Annotated in this window: 15 protein-coding genes; 3 read left to right on the top strand and 12 right to left on the bottom strand. The window is 45.0% G+C overall.

From position 1 onward, the window contains the following. Window positions 1-3 precede the first annotated feature (3 nt). The 11 genes from tmk to yceD form a co-directional block, all read right to left on the bottom strand. On the bottom strand, window positions 4-636 hold the full coding sequence (gene tmk, locus MSG36_RS22085) for a dTMP kinase (RefSeq protein ID WP_048610583.1): 633 nt from the start codon (window positions 634-636) through the stop codon (window positions 4-6). A gap of 10 nt (window positions 637-646) precedes the next feature. Further along, window positions 647-1,663 carry an endolytic transglycosylase MltG gene (mltG, locus tag MSG36_RS22080; RefSeq protein ID WP_017062149.1) on the bottom strand — a complete coding sequence of 339 codons (1,017 nt, stop codon included), beginning with the start codon at window positions 1,661-1,663 and terminating at the stop codon, window positions 647-649. Beyond that, a complete protein-coding gene (pabC, locus tag MSG36_RS22075) occupies window positions 1,660-2,520 on the bottom strand; it encodes an aminodeoxychorismate lyase (protein WP_248369705.1) in 861 nt (286 codons plus the stop codon). The genes mltG and pabC overlap by 4 nt, the downstream gene beginning before the upstream one ends. Window positions 2,521-2,624: 104 nt before the next feature. Beyond that, a complete protein-coding gene (fabF, locus tag MSG36_RS22070; RefSeq protein WP_010437291.1) occupies window positions 2,625-3,869 on the bottom strand; it encodes a beta-ketoacyl-ACP synthase II in 1,245 nt (414 codons plus the stop codon). 93 nt (window positions 3,870-3,962) lie between these two features. Next, window positions 3,963-4,196: an acyl carrier protein gene (gene acpP / locus MSG36_RS22065; RefSeq protein WP_004737381.1), complete on the bottom strand. Its 234-nt coding sequence runs from the start codon at window positions 4,194-4,196 to the stop codon at window positions 3,963-3,965. Between the two features lie 165 nt (window positions 4,197-4,361). Next, window positions 4,362-5,096 (bottom strand): 3-oxoacyl-ACP reductase FabG, encoded by a 735-nt coding sequence (gene fabG / locus MSG36_RS22060; protein WP_029235138.1) that lies wholly within the window; start codon window positions 5,094-5,096, stop codon window positions 4,362-4,364. A gap of 24 nt (window positions 5,097-5,120) precedes the next feature. Continuing rightward, on the bottom strand, window positions 5,121-6,044 hold the full coding sequence (gene fabD / locus MSG36_RS22055) for an ACP S-malonyltransferase (protein WP_017630537.1): 924 nt from the start codon (window positions 6,042-6,044) through the stop codon (window positions 5,121-5,123). Between the two features lie 80 nt (window positions 6,045-6,124). Continuing rightward, the gene (locus MSG36_RS22050; protein WP_017054985.1) at window positions 6,125-7,075 is read right to left on the bottom strand and encodes a beta-ketoacyl-ACP synthase III; all 951 of its coding nucleotides are present in this window, start codon (window positions 7,073-7,075) and stop codon (window positions 6,125-6,127) included. A gap of 5 nt (window positions 7,076-7,080) precedes the next feature. After that, entirely contained in the window at window positions 7,081-8,106 is a 1,026-nt protein-coding gene (gene plsX / locus MSG36_RS22045; RefSeq protein WP_017062152.1) for a phosphate acyltransferase PlsX, read from the bottom strand. Between the two features lie 9 nt (window positions 8,107-8,115). Next, a complete protein-coding gene (gene rpmF / locus MSG36_RS22040; protein WP_004737376.1) occupies window positions 8,116-8,286 on the bottom strand; it encodes a 50S ribosomal protein L32 in 171 nt (56 codons plus the stop codon). Window positions 8,287-8,321: 35 nt separating this feature from the next. Further along, window positions 8,322-8,849 carry a 23S rRNA accumulation protein YceD gene (gene yceD, locus MSG36_RS22035; RefSeq protein ID WP_017062153.1) on the bottom strand — a complete coding sequence of 176 codons (528 nt, stop codon included), beginning with the start codon at window positions 8,847-8,849 and terminating at the stop codon, window positions 8,322-8,324. Between the two features lie 149 nt (window positions 8,850-8,998). On the opposite strand from yceD, the gene MSG36_RS22030 reads away from it, so the two are divergent. Then, entirely contained in the window at window positions 8,999-9,580 is a 582-nt protein-coding gene (locus tag MSG36_RS22030; RefSeq protein WP_248369703.1) for a nucleoside triphosphate pyrophosphatase, read from the top strand. A gap of 259 nt (window positions 9,581-9,839) precedes the next feature. Here MSG36_RS22030 and rluC read toward each other — a convergent pair whose 3' ends face one another. Further along, window positions 9,840-10,784: a 23S rRNA pseudouridine(955/2504/2580) synthase RluC gene (gene rluC / locus MSG36_RS22025; RefSeq protein ID WP_017054981.1), complete on the bottom strand. Its 945-nt coding sequence runs from the start codon at window positions 10,782-10,784 to the stop codon at window positions 9,840-9,842. Window positions 10,785-11,402: 618 nt separating this feature from the next. On the opposite strand from rluC, the gene rne reads away from it, so the two are divergent. Both rne and MSG36_RS22015 read left to right on the top strand, forming a co-directional pair. Further along, on the top strand, window positions 11,403-14,546 hold the full coding sequence (gene rne / locus MSG36_RS22020) for a ribonuclease E (RefSeq protein WP_248369701.1): 3,144 nt from the start codon (window positions 11,403-11,405) through the stop codon (window positions 14,544-14,546). Window positions 14,547-14,804: 258 nt separating this feature from the next. Further along, on the top strand, window positions 14,805-16,352 hold the full coding sequence (locus MSG36_RS22015) for a SulP family inorganic anion transporter (RefSeq protein ID WP_019823563.1): 1,548 nt from the start codon (window positions 14,805-14,807) through the stop codon (window positions 16,350-16,352). Window positions 16,353-16,359 lie beyond the last annotated feature (7 nt).

The raw sequence follows: 16,359 nt of genomic DNA, 5'->3' as shown, positions 1-16,359 counted from the left end.
TACCTACTGTTTATCGAGCCAAGCAGTTAGCGCGACTTTAATATCAGCGGCTACTTGCTCAATTTCTTGCTGCGCGTTAATCACAAGTACAGAATCATCTTGTTCTGCAATTTCTAGATAGCGCTCACGCGTACGGTCAAAAAACGAGATATCCATCTTTTCAATTCTATCTAGCTCACCACGACCTCTAGCACGCTCTAGCCCTACTCTAGGGTCTAGGTCCAAATATAGCGTTAGATCGGGTTTAAAGCCGCCTAGCGTGGTTGCTTTCAGTGATTCCATAGTAGTGCGTGCAATCTGGCGACCACCACCTTGGTATGCCTGTGAAGACATATCATGACGATCACCCAATACCCATTGACCACTGTCTAGTGCAGGCTTGATAACGTTTTCTACTAATTGAACACGTGCTGCGTACATCAGCAGCAATTCAGTCATATCTTGAAGCTTCTCGCCTTCGTGCTCTTCTTTAACCAATGAGCGCATCTTTTCAGCTAAGACCGTACCACCCGGCTCGCGAGTATTAACAATATCCTCAACACCCGATGCTTTTAATGTCTCAACGATGGCATTGATTGCTGTGCTTTTGCCAGCGCCTTCAAGGCCTTCAACCACGATAAATTTCGACTGATTCATAATTATTTCTTTATCTGTTTTTTCTTAATTGCTTTAAGTAAGCTCGCACTGCACGGTTATGCTCAGTCAAACTCTTTGAAAATACGTGACCGCCTGTTCCACTCGCAACGAAATACAAGTAGTTGCTCTTCTCTGGATTCAACGCCGCGTTGATAGACGCTTTGCCTGCCATAGCGATAGGTGTCGGTGGCAAGCCACTCATTGTATAGGTGTTGTATGGCGTTGGCGTGCGTAAGTCTTTCTTACGGATGTTGCCATCGTAGCTGTCACCCATGCCATAGATAACTGTTGGGTCAGTTTGCAAACGCATACGCTTGTTTAGACGGTTAACGAACACAGAAGAGACACGCTCACGTTCTGACGCAACAGCGGTCTCTTTCTCAATGATAGACGCAAGAATTAACGCTTCATAAGGCGATTTAAGAGGCAGCTTATCCGCTCGATTTTCCCACTCTTCATTCACCACGCTCATTAGGTCTCGATGCGCGCGCTTCAACAAATCTAAATCAGTAGTGCCGTAGGTGTAGTGATACGTTTCTGCTAAGAAGAGACCTTCTAGCTTTTCGTTTTCAATACCCAACTTTTCAGCGATCTCTTTTTCAGAAACACCGTCCAACGTCTGTTGAATGAATTCGTTGTCTTTTAGTTGAACAAGCCATTCGTCAAAACGACTGCCTTCAACAAAGGTAATGGTAAACTGGTGTTCTTTCCCTTCTACAAGCACCTGTAGCGCCTGCTCTAAGGTTAAACCCGGTTCAAGCAGGAATGTACCCGCTTTTACGTCTACAAGCTCAGGATGTAACTTACGGATTAATTTCTCGTAAGGAGAAGCCTCAAACAGCCCCTCGTTAATCAACTGGGCTAGAACGCGGTTAAAGCTGCTACCTGAAGCAACAGTCACGACTTGTGGTTTTTCTAATTGAATAACTTGTTTCAGGTTATCTTGTGCTTGGTTGTAAACATAAAAACCAGCAGCACCGGCTGCGATTAAGCACAAGATAATAAAAATAAATAACTTTTTGATCACGAGTTTAGTTGTCCTTGAAGGCTACGAGTAACGGTTCCAATGTTAAATTGGGTATCACTAATACGGGTAACTGGGGCAACCCCTAAGATGGAGTTGGTCATGAAAACCTCATCAGCTTGCATGAGTTGAGATAAGCAGTAGTCACTAATTGTAACGGAAAGTTCAGCCTGATTCAGCGCGGTTAACACTTGCTTACGCATAACCCCCGCAACACCACTTTGAGTAAGTTGAGGTGTGTATATCGACTGACCTTTGCGCCAAAACAGATTGGCCATGGTGGTTTCAATCACATTGCCCGATATATCAAGAACCACACCATCCACTTCATTAGCCTGGTCCATTTCATCTTTCATCAAAATCTGCTCAAGACGATTATTGTGCTTATGGCCAGCCAGTAGCGGGCTCAAACCTAGCGCTTGATGACAGATACCGAGTTCAACACCGGAGTCTTGCCACGCTGAATAATGACTTGGGTAATCAAAGGTACTGATGGTGATTGTCGGCTTGGCGATATTCTTGGTACTGTAGCCACGTCCACCAGCGCCACGGCTAACGTGCAGCTTGATCCCTGCTTTTTGATTATGGAGCTTGTTTGAACCATCAAGGCCCTTTGTGCCATGAAGATCGTTATCTTGGATATGTTGAAGCGCAGTACCGAGCCAAAGACTAACCACATCCCAATCAAGAGCAGAAATGCGCAGCGCTTTAAGGCATTCGTCGACACGGTGCTGATGATCGTGAAAATGTTGTATCTCACCATCACTCACGAGCATCGTCGTAAAACAGCCGTCTCCGTACTGAAACGAGCGATCCAAAATATCGACAGTTTGCTGGCTTTCTCCATCAACCCAAAACATGTTTTTCCCCATAAAAAGAAACGGCTCAATGCTAAAGCATCAAGCCGTTTAAAAACAAGTCTAATTGTGACTATCTACGAGTGTTTACGTCTATAATAAGATGATTAAATCTTTTTGAAGATCAAACAGCCGTTTGTACCACCGAAACCGAATGAGTTACATGCAGCATATTCCATGTTGCTAACTTCACGCGCAGTGTGAGGTACTAAGTCAATATCTAAGCCTTCTTCAGGATCATCTAGGTTGATTGTTGGTGGAACAATTTGGTCAACCAGAGACATTGCCGTGATGATAGCTTCAGCAGAACCAGCAGCACCTAGAAGGTGGCCTGTCATTGATTTCGTAGAAGAAACCAATACTTGCTTGCTGCCTGCTTCGCCAAGAGCACGCTTGATGCCCTTAACTTCCGCTACGTCACCTGCAGGAGTCGAAGTACCGTGTGCGTTTACATAACCGATTTGTTCACCAGTAATGCCAGCATCACGCATAGCCGCTTCCATTGCTAGTGCGCCACCTGAGCCATCTTCACTTGGAGATGTCATGTGGTAAGCGTCACCCGACATACCGAAGCCTACTAGCTCACAGTAAATCTTAGCGCCACGAGCTTTCGCATGTTCGTACTCTTCAAGAACCATCATGCCTGCACCGTCACCAAGAACGAAGCCATCACGGCCTTTGTCCCATGGACGAGAAGCTTTTTGAGGCTCATCGTTACGAGTAGACAGTGCTTTAGCCGCACCAAAACCGCCCATACCTAGTGGAGTTGATGCTTTTTCAGCACCACCCGCTAGCATTGCGTCAGCATCGCCGTATGCAATCATACGAGCCGCGTGACCAATGTTATGTAGGCCAGTCGTACATGCAGTAGAAATCGCGATGTTTGGACCGCGTAGGCCTCGCATGATAGACATGTGACCAGCAATCATATTCACGATCGTCGACGGTACGAAGAACGGGCTGATCTTACGAGGGCCTTTTTCAGTTAGAGCTTGGTGACCGGCTTCGATCAAACCAAGACCACCAATACCAGAACCGATAGCAACACCCACACGTGGAGCGTTTTCTTCAGTAATAGTTAGGGCTGAATCATCTAAAGCTTGAATACCTGCTGCGACGCCGTACTGGATGAACAAGTCCATCTTACGAGCATCTTTTTTAGTCATATACTCTTCGCAGTTAAAGTCTTTAACTAGACCTGCAAAACGAGTTGAGAAATTGGTTGCATCAAAATGATCGATATTAACGATACCACTTTGACCAGCTAGCAGGGCTTTCCAAGAAGATTCTACAGTGTTGCCTACCGGTGACAACATACCCATGCCAGTGACAACTACACGACGCTTGGACACGATTTTACACTCCGGGGATTGAGGTGATTTAAGATGAGGATAGATGAGTTAGATAAAACACAGGCGGTCGAGGTGACCGCCTGGGAGAGATTATTACTGAGCGCTAGTTACGTAATCGATAGCTGCTTGAACAGTAGTAATTTTCTCAGCTTCTTCATCTGGGATTTCAGTGTCGAATTCTTCTTCTAGAGCCATTACTAGCTCAACTGTGTCTAGAGAATCTGCACCTAGGTCATCAACGAAAGAAGCTTCGTTTTTAACTTCAGCTTCGTCTACACCTAGCTGTTCAACAATGATTTTCTTTACGCGTTCTTCGAGGTTGCTCATTTTTCTTTTCCTTTACAGAGTTCGCTTTATGCGATGTTTTCCGTAGTTTATTCAATCTATTGAAAGTTGCAAGGTCAACTTTTCTGGTCAAACCACAATTTTCACGATTTTAACCGAAATTACGTATGATCTTGACTTAAATCATGCACAAATGTTGCACATAATTTACACCATGTACATACCGCCATTGACGTGAAGTGTTTCACCTGTGATATAAGCTGCCGCAGGTGACGCCAAAAATACCACAGCTTCAGCGATTTCGCGAGGGTCACCTAGTCGACCTGCTGGTACATTCGCCAAAGTTGCTGCACGTTGGTCATCATTTAGCGCTTTAGTCATGTCAGTTTCGATGAAACCAGGAGCTACAGTGTTCACTGTAACGCCACGAGACGCAACTTCACGAGCCATTGATTTAGTAAAACCAATTACGCCTGCTTTTGCAGCTGCGTAGTTAGCTTGACCAGCGTTACCCATAGTACCTACTACAGAACCGACGTTTACGATACGGCCTTGACGCTTCTTCATCATGCCACGCAATACAGCTTTAGACATGCGGAAGATAGGCGTTAGGTTAGTATCGATGATGTCATTCCATTCGTCGTCTTTCATACGCATCAGTAGGTTATCACGAGTGATACCTGCGTTGTTAACTAGAATGTCAATCGCACCGAATTCATCGTTGATGGTTTTCAGTGTAGCAGCAATTGAGTCAGTATCCGTTACATTAAGAGCAAGACCTTTACCGTTCTCACCAAGGTACTCGCTGATTGCAGCTGCGCCGCCTTCAGATGTCGCAGTACCGATAACTTTAGCACCACGCTCAACTAAAAGTTCAGCGATTGCACGACCGATGCCACGGCTTGCGCCTGTAACTAGTGCAACTTTGCCTTCTAAATTCATCATAACTTCTCTATTAAGTGGTTATTACTTAGCAGCTTCTAGTGATGCAGTATCATTAACTGCAGCAGCTGTCATAGTTTTTACGATTCGTTTTGTTAGACCAGTAAGAACTTTACCAGGGCCTAATTCAAGTAGCTTCTCAACGCCTTGCTCATTCATCGCTTGTACGCCTTCAGTCCAACGAACTGGGCTGTATAGCTGACGAACAAGTGCGTCTTTAATTTTTGCAGGATCTGTTTCAGCAATAACATCAACGTTATTGATAACAGGCAATGCTGGCGTGTTGAACTCTAGAGCTTCTAGAGCCACCGCTAGCTTGTCTGCTGCTGGCTTCATCAGTGCACAGTGAGACGGCACAGAAACAGGTAACGGAAGTGCACGCTTAGCGCCCGCTTCTTTACACAGTGCACCAGCACGCTCTACTGCCGCTTTGTTACCCGCGATAACAACTTGGCCAGGTGAGTTAAAGTTAACTGGAGACACAACTTCGTCTTGCGCAGCTTCTTCACACGCTTTAGCAATCGCTTCATCGTCTAGACCGATGATTGCGTACATTGCGCCAACGCCTGCAGGAACGGCTTCTTGCATCAATTGACCACGCAATTCAACCAGTTTGATCGCTTCTTTAAAGTCGATAACGCCAGCACATACAAGTGCAGAGTATTCACCTAGGCTGTGACCTGCTAGATTGACAGGTTGCTCTAGGCCAAGCTCTTGCCATACACGCCAAATTGCAACAGACGCTGTTAATAGAGCCGGTTGAGTACGAAAAGTTTCATTTAGATTTTCTACTGGACCATCTTGAACCAATGCCCATAGATCGTAACCAAGTGCTTCTGAAGCTTCAGCAAATGTCTGTTTTACAACATCATACTGTTCGCCTAGGTCAGCAAGCATACCGATAGCTTGAGAGCCTTGGCCTGGGAATACGATAGCAAACTTGCTCATTGTAATTTTCCTTTAAGCAAAGCAAAAAATTGAATAAGGCACATAAGTTATGTGCCTTGTTTGTTGATTATCGCTTGGGGTTAGAATTTAACTAACGCAGAACCCCAAGTGAAGCCGCCGCCAAATGCTTCAAGTAGAAGCGTTTGACCACGTTTAATTCGCCCGTCGCGTACAGCCTCATCTAGAGCCGTTGGTACGGTAGCTGCTGACGTGTTGCCGTGCTTATCAAGAGTAATCACTACTTGATCAAGCGACATCGTCAGCTTTTTAGCGGTTGCCGAGATAATACGGTAGTTCGCTTGATGTGGAACTAACCAATCAAGCTCTGACTTATCCATATTGTTCGCCGCTAAAGTGTCTTTAACTAGCTTAGAAAGCTGAGTTACCGCCACTTTAAATACTTCGTTGCCCGCCATATGCAGCCATTTGTCTGCATCACCGCCACGCTCTGGTACTTCTAAGCTTAGAAGCTCACCGTATTTACCGTCAGAGTAAATATGAGTAGACAAAATACCTGGCTCTTCGCTTGCGCCTACAACCACCGCGCCTGCTGCATCACCAAATAGGATGATAGTAGAGCGGTCAGTCGGATCACAGGTTTTTGACAGTGCATCCGCACCAATTACCAAAACGTTCTTACACATGCCAGTCTTGATGTGTTGATCAGCAACAGACAGTGCGTAGACAAAACCAGAACACGCCGCAGCCAAATCAAACGCAGGGCAGCCTTTGATACCAAGCTTGCCTTGTACCTGACATGCCGAAGACGGGAATGTGTGGCTACTGCTGGTTGTCGCAACGATGATTAAATCAATCTCTTCTTTGTCGATACCTGCCATTTCAATGGCATTTTCAGCAGCGTAAAAGGCCATATCCGCAACGGTTTCATTTTCCGCTGAAATACGACGCTCTTTAATACCAGTTCTAGCAACGATCCACTCATCGCTAGTCTCTACCATTTTCTCTAAGTCTGCGTTAGTACGCACCTGAGATGGCAAGTAGCTGCCAGTACCTAAAATTTTGCTATACATGAAGACTAATAATGCCTCTCGAGTAAAACCGCTTCCAAACGATCGCTAATGCGGCTGGGGACTTGTCGTTTGACCTCGTGTACTGCTTCACCAATCGCGTTGACGACTGCAGACACATCAGCACTTCCATGACTTTTAATGACAATGCCGCGCAATCCTAACAAACTTGCGCCGTTATACTGGTCGGGGTTCAAGGTTTTTAATTCAGTAAATAGCTCAGAAAACAGCATTCTGGCTATCCAACCCTTTATTGTTGAAGCCATCATGCGCGTTTTTAGCTTATCAATAAAGAGCTGAGCCGTACCTTCGCACGTTTTTAAGCAGACATTGCCCACAAAACCATCACATACGACGACATCAGCAGCATCTTGAAGTAATTGATTACCTTCAATATAGCCTATGAAGTTCACAGACTGAGTATTAGACAACATTTCAGCGCATCGTTTTACAAGGTCATTGCCTTTAATTTCTTCTGCACCGATATTCAAGATAGCGACACGTGGTGCGCGACCTAAATGTTGCTCTGCTAATGCACTGCCCATGACAGCAAACTGAAAGAGTGAATCTGCGTCACTAGAAACGTTCGCCCCTAAATCAAGCATCCATGTGCGATTTCCGGATGCAGTAGGCAAAGCTGAAACCAATGCAGGCCTATCAATACCGGGAAGAAGCTTAAGTCTGAAACGGGATAAAGCCATCAGTGCGCCCGTGTTACCACCACTAACACAAGCATCAGCCTGTGATTCAGCAACCAGATCGATAGCGGCACGCATAGAGCTACCCTGACTATTACGTAAGGCTAGTGAAGGTTTTTCAGAATTGGAAATGACTCGATCACAATGCTGGATACTCAAACGAGAATCAGGCATTCGACCTAATGAAGATAATTGAGATGTGATCGCGTTTCGATCACCTATTAGAATGACTTTTAGCTCTGGGAAATACGACAGTGCCTGCACGGCGGCAGGCACTGTTACACGAGGACCGAAGTCCCCGCCCATTGCATCAAGCGCAACGGTTAGATTTTGCAAAGGTCAACCTTACTTGTTGATAACCTTTTTGCCGCGGTAGAAACCTTCGGCAGTCACGTTGTGACGTAGGTGAGTTTCACCTGAAGTTGCGTCTACAGAAAGTGCAGCTGTAGTTAGCGCATCGTGTGAACGACGCATGCCACGCATTGAACGTGATTTCTTGCTCTTTTGTACGGCCATTGACCCTACTCCTATGTAAATTCTTAAAAAAGCAATTACTTCTTTAAGCTTTTTAAAACATCAAATGGATTCGGCTTTTTGTCTTCCTCAATTTCTTCAGGAAGTTCACCAAACACCAAGTTATTTGAGTTAACGCTACATTTCGCATCGTCGTGCATTGCTATTTGTGGCAATCCAAGGATGAACTCGTCTTCAACTAATTGAATCAGGTCTAACTCACCGTACTCGTTCAGATCTACCAAATCGTACTCTTCCGGTGCTTCCTCTTCACTTTTCTCACTGTAAACAGGAGTATAAGTAAATTGGACATCGCACTCATGTGCGAAAACCTCATTACAACGTTGACACTCTAAATCGACTTCGACGTTAGCTTTACCAGAGATAACGACTAATCGTTGTTCATCAAGCCCAAATGACATTGAGACTTGCGCGTCACGTTTTACGCCTTCAGTTGCTTCAGTTAAACGCTTCAAAAGACTGACCTGAATGATACCATCCATATCGAGTCGTTTTTGAGCCGTTCTTGCCGGATCAACTGTACGCGGTATTTTTTCCTTTTGCATAGGGCGCGAATCTTATCTTCCAAATCGTGTTTAGTCAAAGGAAATGGCAAAAAAAATGTACTTTCCTGCCTTTCCTATTCAGAGCATTATGAATAGCAGGACAAGTTACGTTATCCTGAGATAAATGCTTCCTTGAATTGTAAATTAAAATGAGAAATTACCAACTAGTTTTAGCCTCTACATCACCATTTAGGCAAGAGATCCTCAAAAAACTACAGTTAAGCTTCATTACAGCCAAGCCATACTGCGATGAAACGCAGCTTCCAGAAGAGACGCCACAACAGTTGGTGATGCGCCTTGCTGAGACCAAAGCTAAGTCTTGTGCTGTGGAGCAACCTAGCTTAGTCATTGGTTCTGATCAGATTTGCGTAATTGATGGAGAGATCATTGGTAAGCCTCACACTCGAGAAAAAGCGATCGAGCAGCTATCTCGTCAAAGCGGCAAGAGCATTACTTTTTATACTGGGCTTTCGGTTTGGAACAACGAAACCAATCAAGCTGACACGCGTCTCGACACCTTTGTTGTGCATTTCCGCGATTTAACCGAGCAGCAAATCATTAGTTATGTCGAGAAAGAACAACCTTATTACTGCGCGGGCAGTTTTATGTGTGAAGGGTTAGGCATCGCGTTGTTTAAAAAGATGGAAGGTAAAGATCCGAATACTTTGATCGGCTTACCGCTGATCGATCTGGTCGATATGTTAGAAGCACAAGGAATGAGTGTACTGTAACGGATACGATCTCTTTGTTAGAGGTTCTCTACTCCTTCCTTCGTCACTCTAGGGAATGACGGAACACGCAATTTTATCTAACCAGCTAATGATATAGAACGTGATTTTAAAAAGTCGTCATCCTCAAGAGCGAGGAACGAACGAGTTGGGGATCTTCTACAACAGATAAAACAAAAAAGGTTGACGATATTCGTCAACCTTTTTCATTTGATACATCAGATATATCTGATACTCAATTAACGAAATATCTCGTATCTTCTTAAAGCTTACGTAAACCAGTTAAGGCTTTCTCTAGCCTTCTTTCCATTGGCGCCGAGATATCCATCTTCTCTTCACTACCTGGGTGCGTAAACTTGATGTTTGCGGCATGTAAGAACAGACGATCAAGACCAACCTTGCCCGTGTAAGCATCAAAACGACGATCACCGTAGCGATCATCCCAAGCAATTGGGTGACCAGTATACTGAGCGTGCACACGAATTTGGTGTGTACGGCCTGTAATTGGGCTAGCTTGAATCAACGTCGCCTCTTGGAATTTTTCTAAAACCTTAAAACGGGTTTCAGAAGCTTTACCATTCGGGTTAACTCGAACAATGCTGTTCACTTCATTTTTCAACAAAGGTGCGTTGACGACTTTGCAGCTGTTCTTCCATTCGCCCATAACTAAAGCGAAGTAGTATTTTTGAACCGTTTTTTCACGGAACTGTGCTTGAAGGTGTCTTAGCGCCGAGCGCTTCTTAGCAACAAGCAAAATGCCAGACGTATCTCTATCGATACGGTGCACTAATTCAAGAAAACGAGCATCAGGGCGAAGAGCACGTAATGCTTCAATCGCACCAAACTTTAATCCGCTACCACCATGAACAGCAGTGCCAGACGGTTTGTTAAGAATTAGCATGTGATCATCTTCATAAATGATGCACTGTTCTAATTCTGAAACCTTGTTGAGTTTCGTGCTCGGCACGTTCTCTTCTGTTTTCTCTTCAATAGTAACCGGAGGGATACGAACTAAATCGCCAGCTTTTAGTTTGTACTCAGCCTTAATGCGTTTTTTATTTACGCGGACTTCGCCTTTACGCACGATTCGGTAAATCATGCTTTTCGGGATGTTTTTTAATTGGTTGCGTAAGAAGTTATCAATACGCTGACCAGCCATATCTTCGTCAATGTCGACGAATTGGACTTGGGTTCTAATTTCGCTCATTGCGCTATTGTATCACTGTCACTTTTGATAATTGAGATTTTCTTAGCCCTATTCCGAACTTATTTATCCCTAATCCTTACCGATCTATCCCAAAATGGTCATTGAAGTTCTATATTTCTTTGATTCTTCGAACAAAAAAGCACCAAGATTCCTGCAAATTAAAATATCAATTGATAAATTATTTATAGACAGTGAGTTAGAGCTATCAAAACCCAAACAAAAACTGTTTTTTTTACAGCATTCCGACAAAGCAGATTGCTGTGTTTACCGACCGCTGCTATAGTTCACAGCTGCTATCAGTGGTTTGACTATTATTTAAACAGCTAACCATTCATAAGCAAGTAAATGAGTAGATAACTCAGATTAGACAGTGCTGCAATCGGCGTAAGACACGGTCAACTGAGTTCCTTATCGCTCTACTCACGTACACTCATGTTGAGTATTCACCGCCACATCGCGGATCATAGGCTAACTCCCTATGATGACTGACGTGCCCCAGAGCATCCCTCTCCAGCCGGGAGGCTGCACCGATAAAGCCATGGGATCTGGCACCATGAGAAACGAAATAAAGCGATAAGAACAATGATGAAAATAAGAAAAGACAATGAGAATTTCTAAATGAAAAGAATGTTAATTAACGCAACTCAAAAAGAAGAGTTGCGTGTCGCTTTGGTTGATGGCCAACGACTGTTCGATCTAGATATCGAAAGTCCAGGTCACGAGTCAAAGAAAGCGAATATCTACAAAGGACGTATTACCCGTATTGAACCAAGCCTAGAAGCGGCATTCGTTGATTACGGCGCAGAACGTCACGGTTTCCTCCCTCTTAAAGAAATTGCCCGCGAATACTTCCCTGAAGGTTATACATACCAAGGCCGTCCTAGCATTAAAGAAGTGCTAAAAGAAGGCCAAGAAGTAATCGTACAAGTAGAGAAAGAAGAACGTGGTAGCAAAGGTGCTGCACTGACAACTTTCATCTCTTTGGCTGGTAGTTACTTAGTTCTTATGCCTAATAACCCTCGTGCTGGCGGTATTTCTCGTCGTATCGAAGGTGATGAACGCACTCAACTGAAAGCAGCATTAAGCACTCTTGAGCTTCCTCAAGGTATGGGCTTAATCGTGCGGACAGCGGGTGTTGGCAAAAGCGCAGAAGAGCTAGAGTGGGACCTGAATGTTCTATTGAACCATTGGGGCGCTATCAAGCAAGCTTCTGATTCAAATGCAGCTCCTTTCCTGATTCACCAAGAGAGTAACGTTATTGTTCGCGCAATTCGTGACTACCTACGTCGTGATATTGGCGAGATTCTAATCGACAGCAATACTATTTTTGAACGTGCTCAAGCGCACATTCAATTAATACGCCCAGATTTCATGAATCGCGTTAAGAAATACGATGGTGAAGTGCCACTATTCAGTCATTACCAGATTGAAAGCCAGATCGAATCTGCTTTCCAACGTGAAGTTCGTCTTCCATCTGGTGGTTCTATCGTAATCGACCCAACAGAAGCACTGACTTCTATCGATATCAACTCGGCTCGTGCAACAAAGGGCGGCGATATTGAAGAAACAGCACTTAACACTAACCTAGAAGCTGCCGATGAAATTGCACGTCAATTACGTCTACGTGATCTAGGTGGTCTTGTTGTAATCGACTTTATCGATATGACTCCGGTTCGCCACCAACGCGAAGTAGAAAGCCGTCTACGTGATGCCGTTCGTTTAGATCGCGCACGTGTTCAGATCGGTCGTATTTCTCGCTTTGGTCTTCTAGAGATGTCTCGTCAACGTTTGAGCCCATCACTAGCAGAAGCAAGCCACCACATTTGTCCTCGTTGTACAGGTACTGGTGTTGTTCGTGATAACGAATCTCTAGCACTTTCTGTTCTACGTTTGATTGAAGAAGAAGCTCTAAAAGACAACACAGCACAAGTACTTGCTGTTGTGCCTGTTCCAATCGCTTCTTACCTTCTGAACGAAAAACGTCGCTCAGTAAACCACATCGAGAAGAACCAAGAAGTTAAGATCACTGTTGTTCCTAACTCAGACATGGAAACGCCGCACTTTGAGGTTATCCGTGTTCGTGAAGGTGAAGAGTTCGATCTACTGTCTTACTTGCTGCCTAACAAGCTAGAAGCTCTAAAAGAAGCGGAAAGCAAAGAGCCTGCTGAACAGACTATTCGTCCTAAGAAGATCGAAGAACCTGCTCTGAAAGGCTTTGCAGCTCCTGCTCAATCAGCACCAACTCCTGCTCCAGCACCTAAAGCTGTAGAAGAGAAGAAAGCTGAACCAGCAGCGACTCAAGAACCAGGCCTAATTGGTCGTTTCTTCAAAGCTATCGGTAGCTTCTTATTTGGCTCTTCAACTCAAGAAGAGAAAAAAGAAGAAGAGAAGAAAGAAGAAGAGAAACCTAAAAACAATCGCAACAACGGCAACCGTCAACGCCGTGATCGTAACGATAACCGTCGTCGTAACCAACGTGGTGAGCGTGGCGAACAGCGTAACGACCGTGGTGAACGTGGTGAACGTGGCGACAATCGTAACGAAAACCGTGACAACAAACGCCGTCGTAAGCCAGCTCGTGATGAGAAGCCTGAAGAGCAAAAAGAAGCAGCTCCACAGCAAACTCGTCAGCCTCGCAAGCCTAAGCAAGACCGTCGCAACAAGCCACGTGATGAGCAGAAGCAACGCGAAGAGCAAGCACCATCTAAATTAGCAGAAGAAGGTCTACAGCTAGCAGCAGAAGCACAAGCTGGTAAACCGGAAGCGCCTAAGGCTAAACCTGAAGCGAAAGCAGCTAAGATTAAAGAGCGTCGTCAGCGTCGTAAACTGAACAAGCAAGTTCGTGTTAAAGACCAACAAGCTCAAGCTGAAGATAACGCTTCAAAAGAGCAGGTTGCTGCTAAAGAACTATCTGTTTCAAAAGAACAGTCAGTAGCTCAAGAGCAAAAAGTTGCGGAACAAGTAGAAGCAACTCAAGCGAATGCAGAGCAAACTGAACAGGAAGAGCCGAAACAACGTCGTAACCGTCGTTCTCCACGTCACCTACGTGCAAGTGGTCAACGTCGTCGTCGCGGTCGTGATCGTCGCCCTAACCCATTCCGCCTACGTAAAGGTGGTGTAGCTTCTCCAGAGATGGCTATGGGTAAAGTGATGCCTCGCTTCATTCCAAAACCTCACCACAAGCAGGCAAAACCTGAAGTGGCTGAAGTTCAAGTAGCAGCTGAAGCTCAAACATCTGTTCAAGAGCAGAATGTTGCTCTAGAGACGGTACCACAAAGCAATGTAGCAATGGCTGGCGGCTTCGCATGTCCAGAGCTTGCAATGGGTAAAGTTATCATCCGTCGTGAAGATGCTGCTGTTGAAGCTCAAGTAGCTGAGACTCCTGCAGTCGTTGAAGAAGCACCAGTGGTCGTTGAAACTGCGAAAGTTGAAACTCCAGTGATTGCAGACGCGACGAAAGTTGAAGCGCCTGTTGTAGCAGAAGCAACACCAGTTGTTGAAGCTGAAGCGCCTAAAGCTGAAAGTGCAAAAGTTGAAGAAGCACCTGTTGTAAAAACAGAAGCTCCTAAAGCGGCACCAAAGGCCGCAGTTGCTAAGAAGCAAGCTGGCTCACCAATGACTAAAGCTCCTGGTCCTCAAGAGATCAAAGAGATTGAAGTGATTGCAGCTCCGTTCCGCACTGAACGTTTTGTATCGAAAGGTGCAGGCAGTCAGGCAGCGTCGAACAAAGCTGGCGCGGCGATGACTAAGCCAAACTACTAGCGATTACTGATAGATAATCGCAAGTAAATAGAATCAAAGGCTGCTTATTAAAGCAGCCTTTTTCATATCTACTAATCGAATAAAAATTAACAGATATATTACTCAAAGTTAGGTTCAACCTTGAACTTAATCACATTTTTGGGTAGCATTCGCGCACTTATCTTTTCGACACTTAGCTATTGCCGCTCTTTTCCATCACTGTTTGGCTACGCAATACACCCGTGTCGGTAAATCCATCTTAAGCATAGCTGAGCAAACATGTTCGAATTCCCACAATTTTCAAAGCACTCTGTAAAGAATGACGTGCTTTCAGGTCTTACAGTAGCCCTAGCTCTGGTACCTGAAGCTGTAGCATTCGCCTTTGTTGCTGGCGTTGACCCAATGGTTGGTCTTTACGCAGCATTCATCGTAGGTTTAATCACTTCTGTCTTTGGCGGCCGTCCAGGTATGATTTCTGGTGCAACTGGCGCAATGGCCGTTGTAATGGTGAGCCTAGTGGCAACCCATGGCGTTCAATACCTATTCGCAGCCGTTATGCTGGCTGGCCTTCTGCAAATTGCAGCGGGTGTATTTAAACTAGGTAAATTTATCCGTATCGTTCCACATCCAGTAATGATTGGTTTCGTGAACGGTTTGGCAATTGTTATCTTCCTAGCTCAACTTGGTCAATTTAAAGCGCCAGACGTAACAGGTGCGTTGACTTGGTTACCAAGCGGTCAAATGACACTAATGCTAGGTCTAGTAGCCCTTACAATGGCTATCATCCACTTCCTACCTAAGCTAACAACAGCAGTACCATCTTCATTGGTTGCTATTGTTACAGTAACGGCTTTGGTTGTGGGTCTTGACCTTGAAACTCGCACTGTTGTCGACTTCCTACGTACCATGTCTGGTGACGAAGCTGCTACGCTAGCGGGCTCTCTACCAACATTCTCAATTCCTGCTGTTCCGTTTTCTTTAGAGACACTACAGATCATCCTGCCTTACGCAATTATCCTTGCGGCTATCGGCCTGATTGAATCTCTGCTGACACTGACAGTACTAGACGAAATGACAAACACTCGTGGTCAATCAAACCGTGAATGTGTTGGTCAAGGTATGGCTAACGTAACGTGTTCTGTATTCGGTGCGATGGGTGGTTGTGCGATGATCGGTCAATCGATGATCAACGTGAACTCAGGTGGTCGTGGTCGTCTTTCAGGTATTGTAGCGGCAGTTGCACTACTGATGTTTATCCTGTTCGGTTCTGCACTGATTGAAATGATTCCTCTAGCAGCACTTGTGGGCGTAATGTTCATGGTTGTTATTGGCACATTTGAGTGGGCTACTTTCAAGCTTGCGCGTCGCGTTCCTAAGCAAGACTTCTTCGTTATCGTTCTTGTTACCGTAGTAACCGTACTGACTGACCTTGCTGTAGCGGTAGGTGTTGGTGTTGTTGCTTCAGCGCTAATGTTTGCTTGGCAACATGCTAAACACATCTACGCAGATACATCAGTAAACGCTGAAGGCTCAAAAGAGTACAAAGTTAACGGTCCAATATTCTTTGGTTCGACGGCTAACTTCCTAGAGTTGTTTGACGCTTACAACGATCCACAAGATGTGATCGTTGATTTCGCAAACTCACGCGTGACTGACCACTCTGCAATTGAAGCGATCGACACGATTGCTGACCGTTACGCGGCGCTAGGTAAAACACTTCACCTTCGCCACCTAAGCCAAGACTGTGTTGCTATGCTGCACAAAGCAGGTAGCTTAGTTGAAGCGAACGTTGCAGAAGACCCAATCTACAAAGTAATGTCTAAGTAATCTTAGC

This window comes from Vibrio sp. 1CM8B, assembly GCF_023161685.1.
GTDB lineage: Bacteria > Pseudomonadota > Gammaproteobacteria > Enterobacterales > Vibrionaceae > Vibrio > Vibrio coralliirubri.
Note: the sequence above shows the minus strand (reverse complement) of the source record. Positions and strands in the feature narration are given on the sequence as shown.

Bases quoted from the DNA above. Each gene is read 5' to 3' on its own strand.
- tmk (WP_048610583.1), bottom strand. From the start codon at position 636: ATGAATCAGTCGAAATTTATCGTGGTTGAAGGCCTTGAAGGCGCTGGC.
- pabC (WP_248369705.1), bottom strand. From the start codon at position 2,520: ATGTTTTGGGTTGATGGAGAAAGCCAGCAAACTGTCGATATTTTGGAT.
- acpP (WP_004737381.1), bottom strand. From the start codon at position 4,196: ATGAGCAACCTCGAAGAACGCGTAAAGAAAATCATTGTTGAACAGCTA.
- fabG (WP_029235138.1), bottom strand. From the start codon at position 5,096: ATGAATTTAGAAGGCAAAGTTGCACTAGTTACAGGCGCAAGCCGTGGC.
- fabD (WP_017630537.1), bottom strand. From the start codon at position 6,044: ATGAGCAAGTTTGCTATCGTATTCCCAGGCCAAGGCTCTCAAGCTATC.
- MSG36_RS22050 (WP_017054985.1), bottom strand. From the start codon at position 7,075: ATGTATAGCAAAATTTTAGGTACTGGCAGCTACTTGCCATCTCAGGTG.
- rpmF (WP_004737376.1), bottom strand. From the start codon at position 8,286: ATGGCCGTACAAAAGAGCAAGAAATCACGTTCAATGCGTGGCATGCGT.
- yceD (WP_017062153.1), bottom strand. From the start codon at position 8,849: ATGCAAAAGGAAAAAATACCGCGTACAGTTGATCCGGCAAGAACGGCT.
- MSG36_RS22030 (WP_248369703.1), top strand. From the start codon at position 8,999: ATGAGAAATTACCAACTAGTTTTAGCCTCTACATCACCATTTAGGCAA.
- rluC (WP_017054981.1), bottom strand. From the start codon at position 10,784: ATGAGCGAAATTAGAACCCAAGTCCAATTCGTCGACATTGACGAAGAT.
- rne (WP_248369701.1), top strand. From the start codon at position 11,403: ATGAAAAGAATGTTAATTAACGCAACTCAAAAAGAAGAGTTGCGTGTC.
- MSG36_RS22015 (WP_019823563.1), top strand. From the start codon at position 14,805: ATGTTCGAATTCCCACAATTTTCAAAGCACTCTGTAAAGAATGACGTG.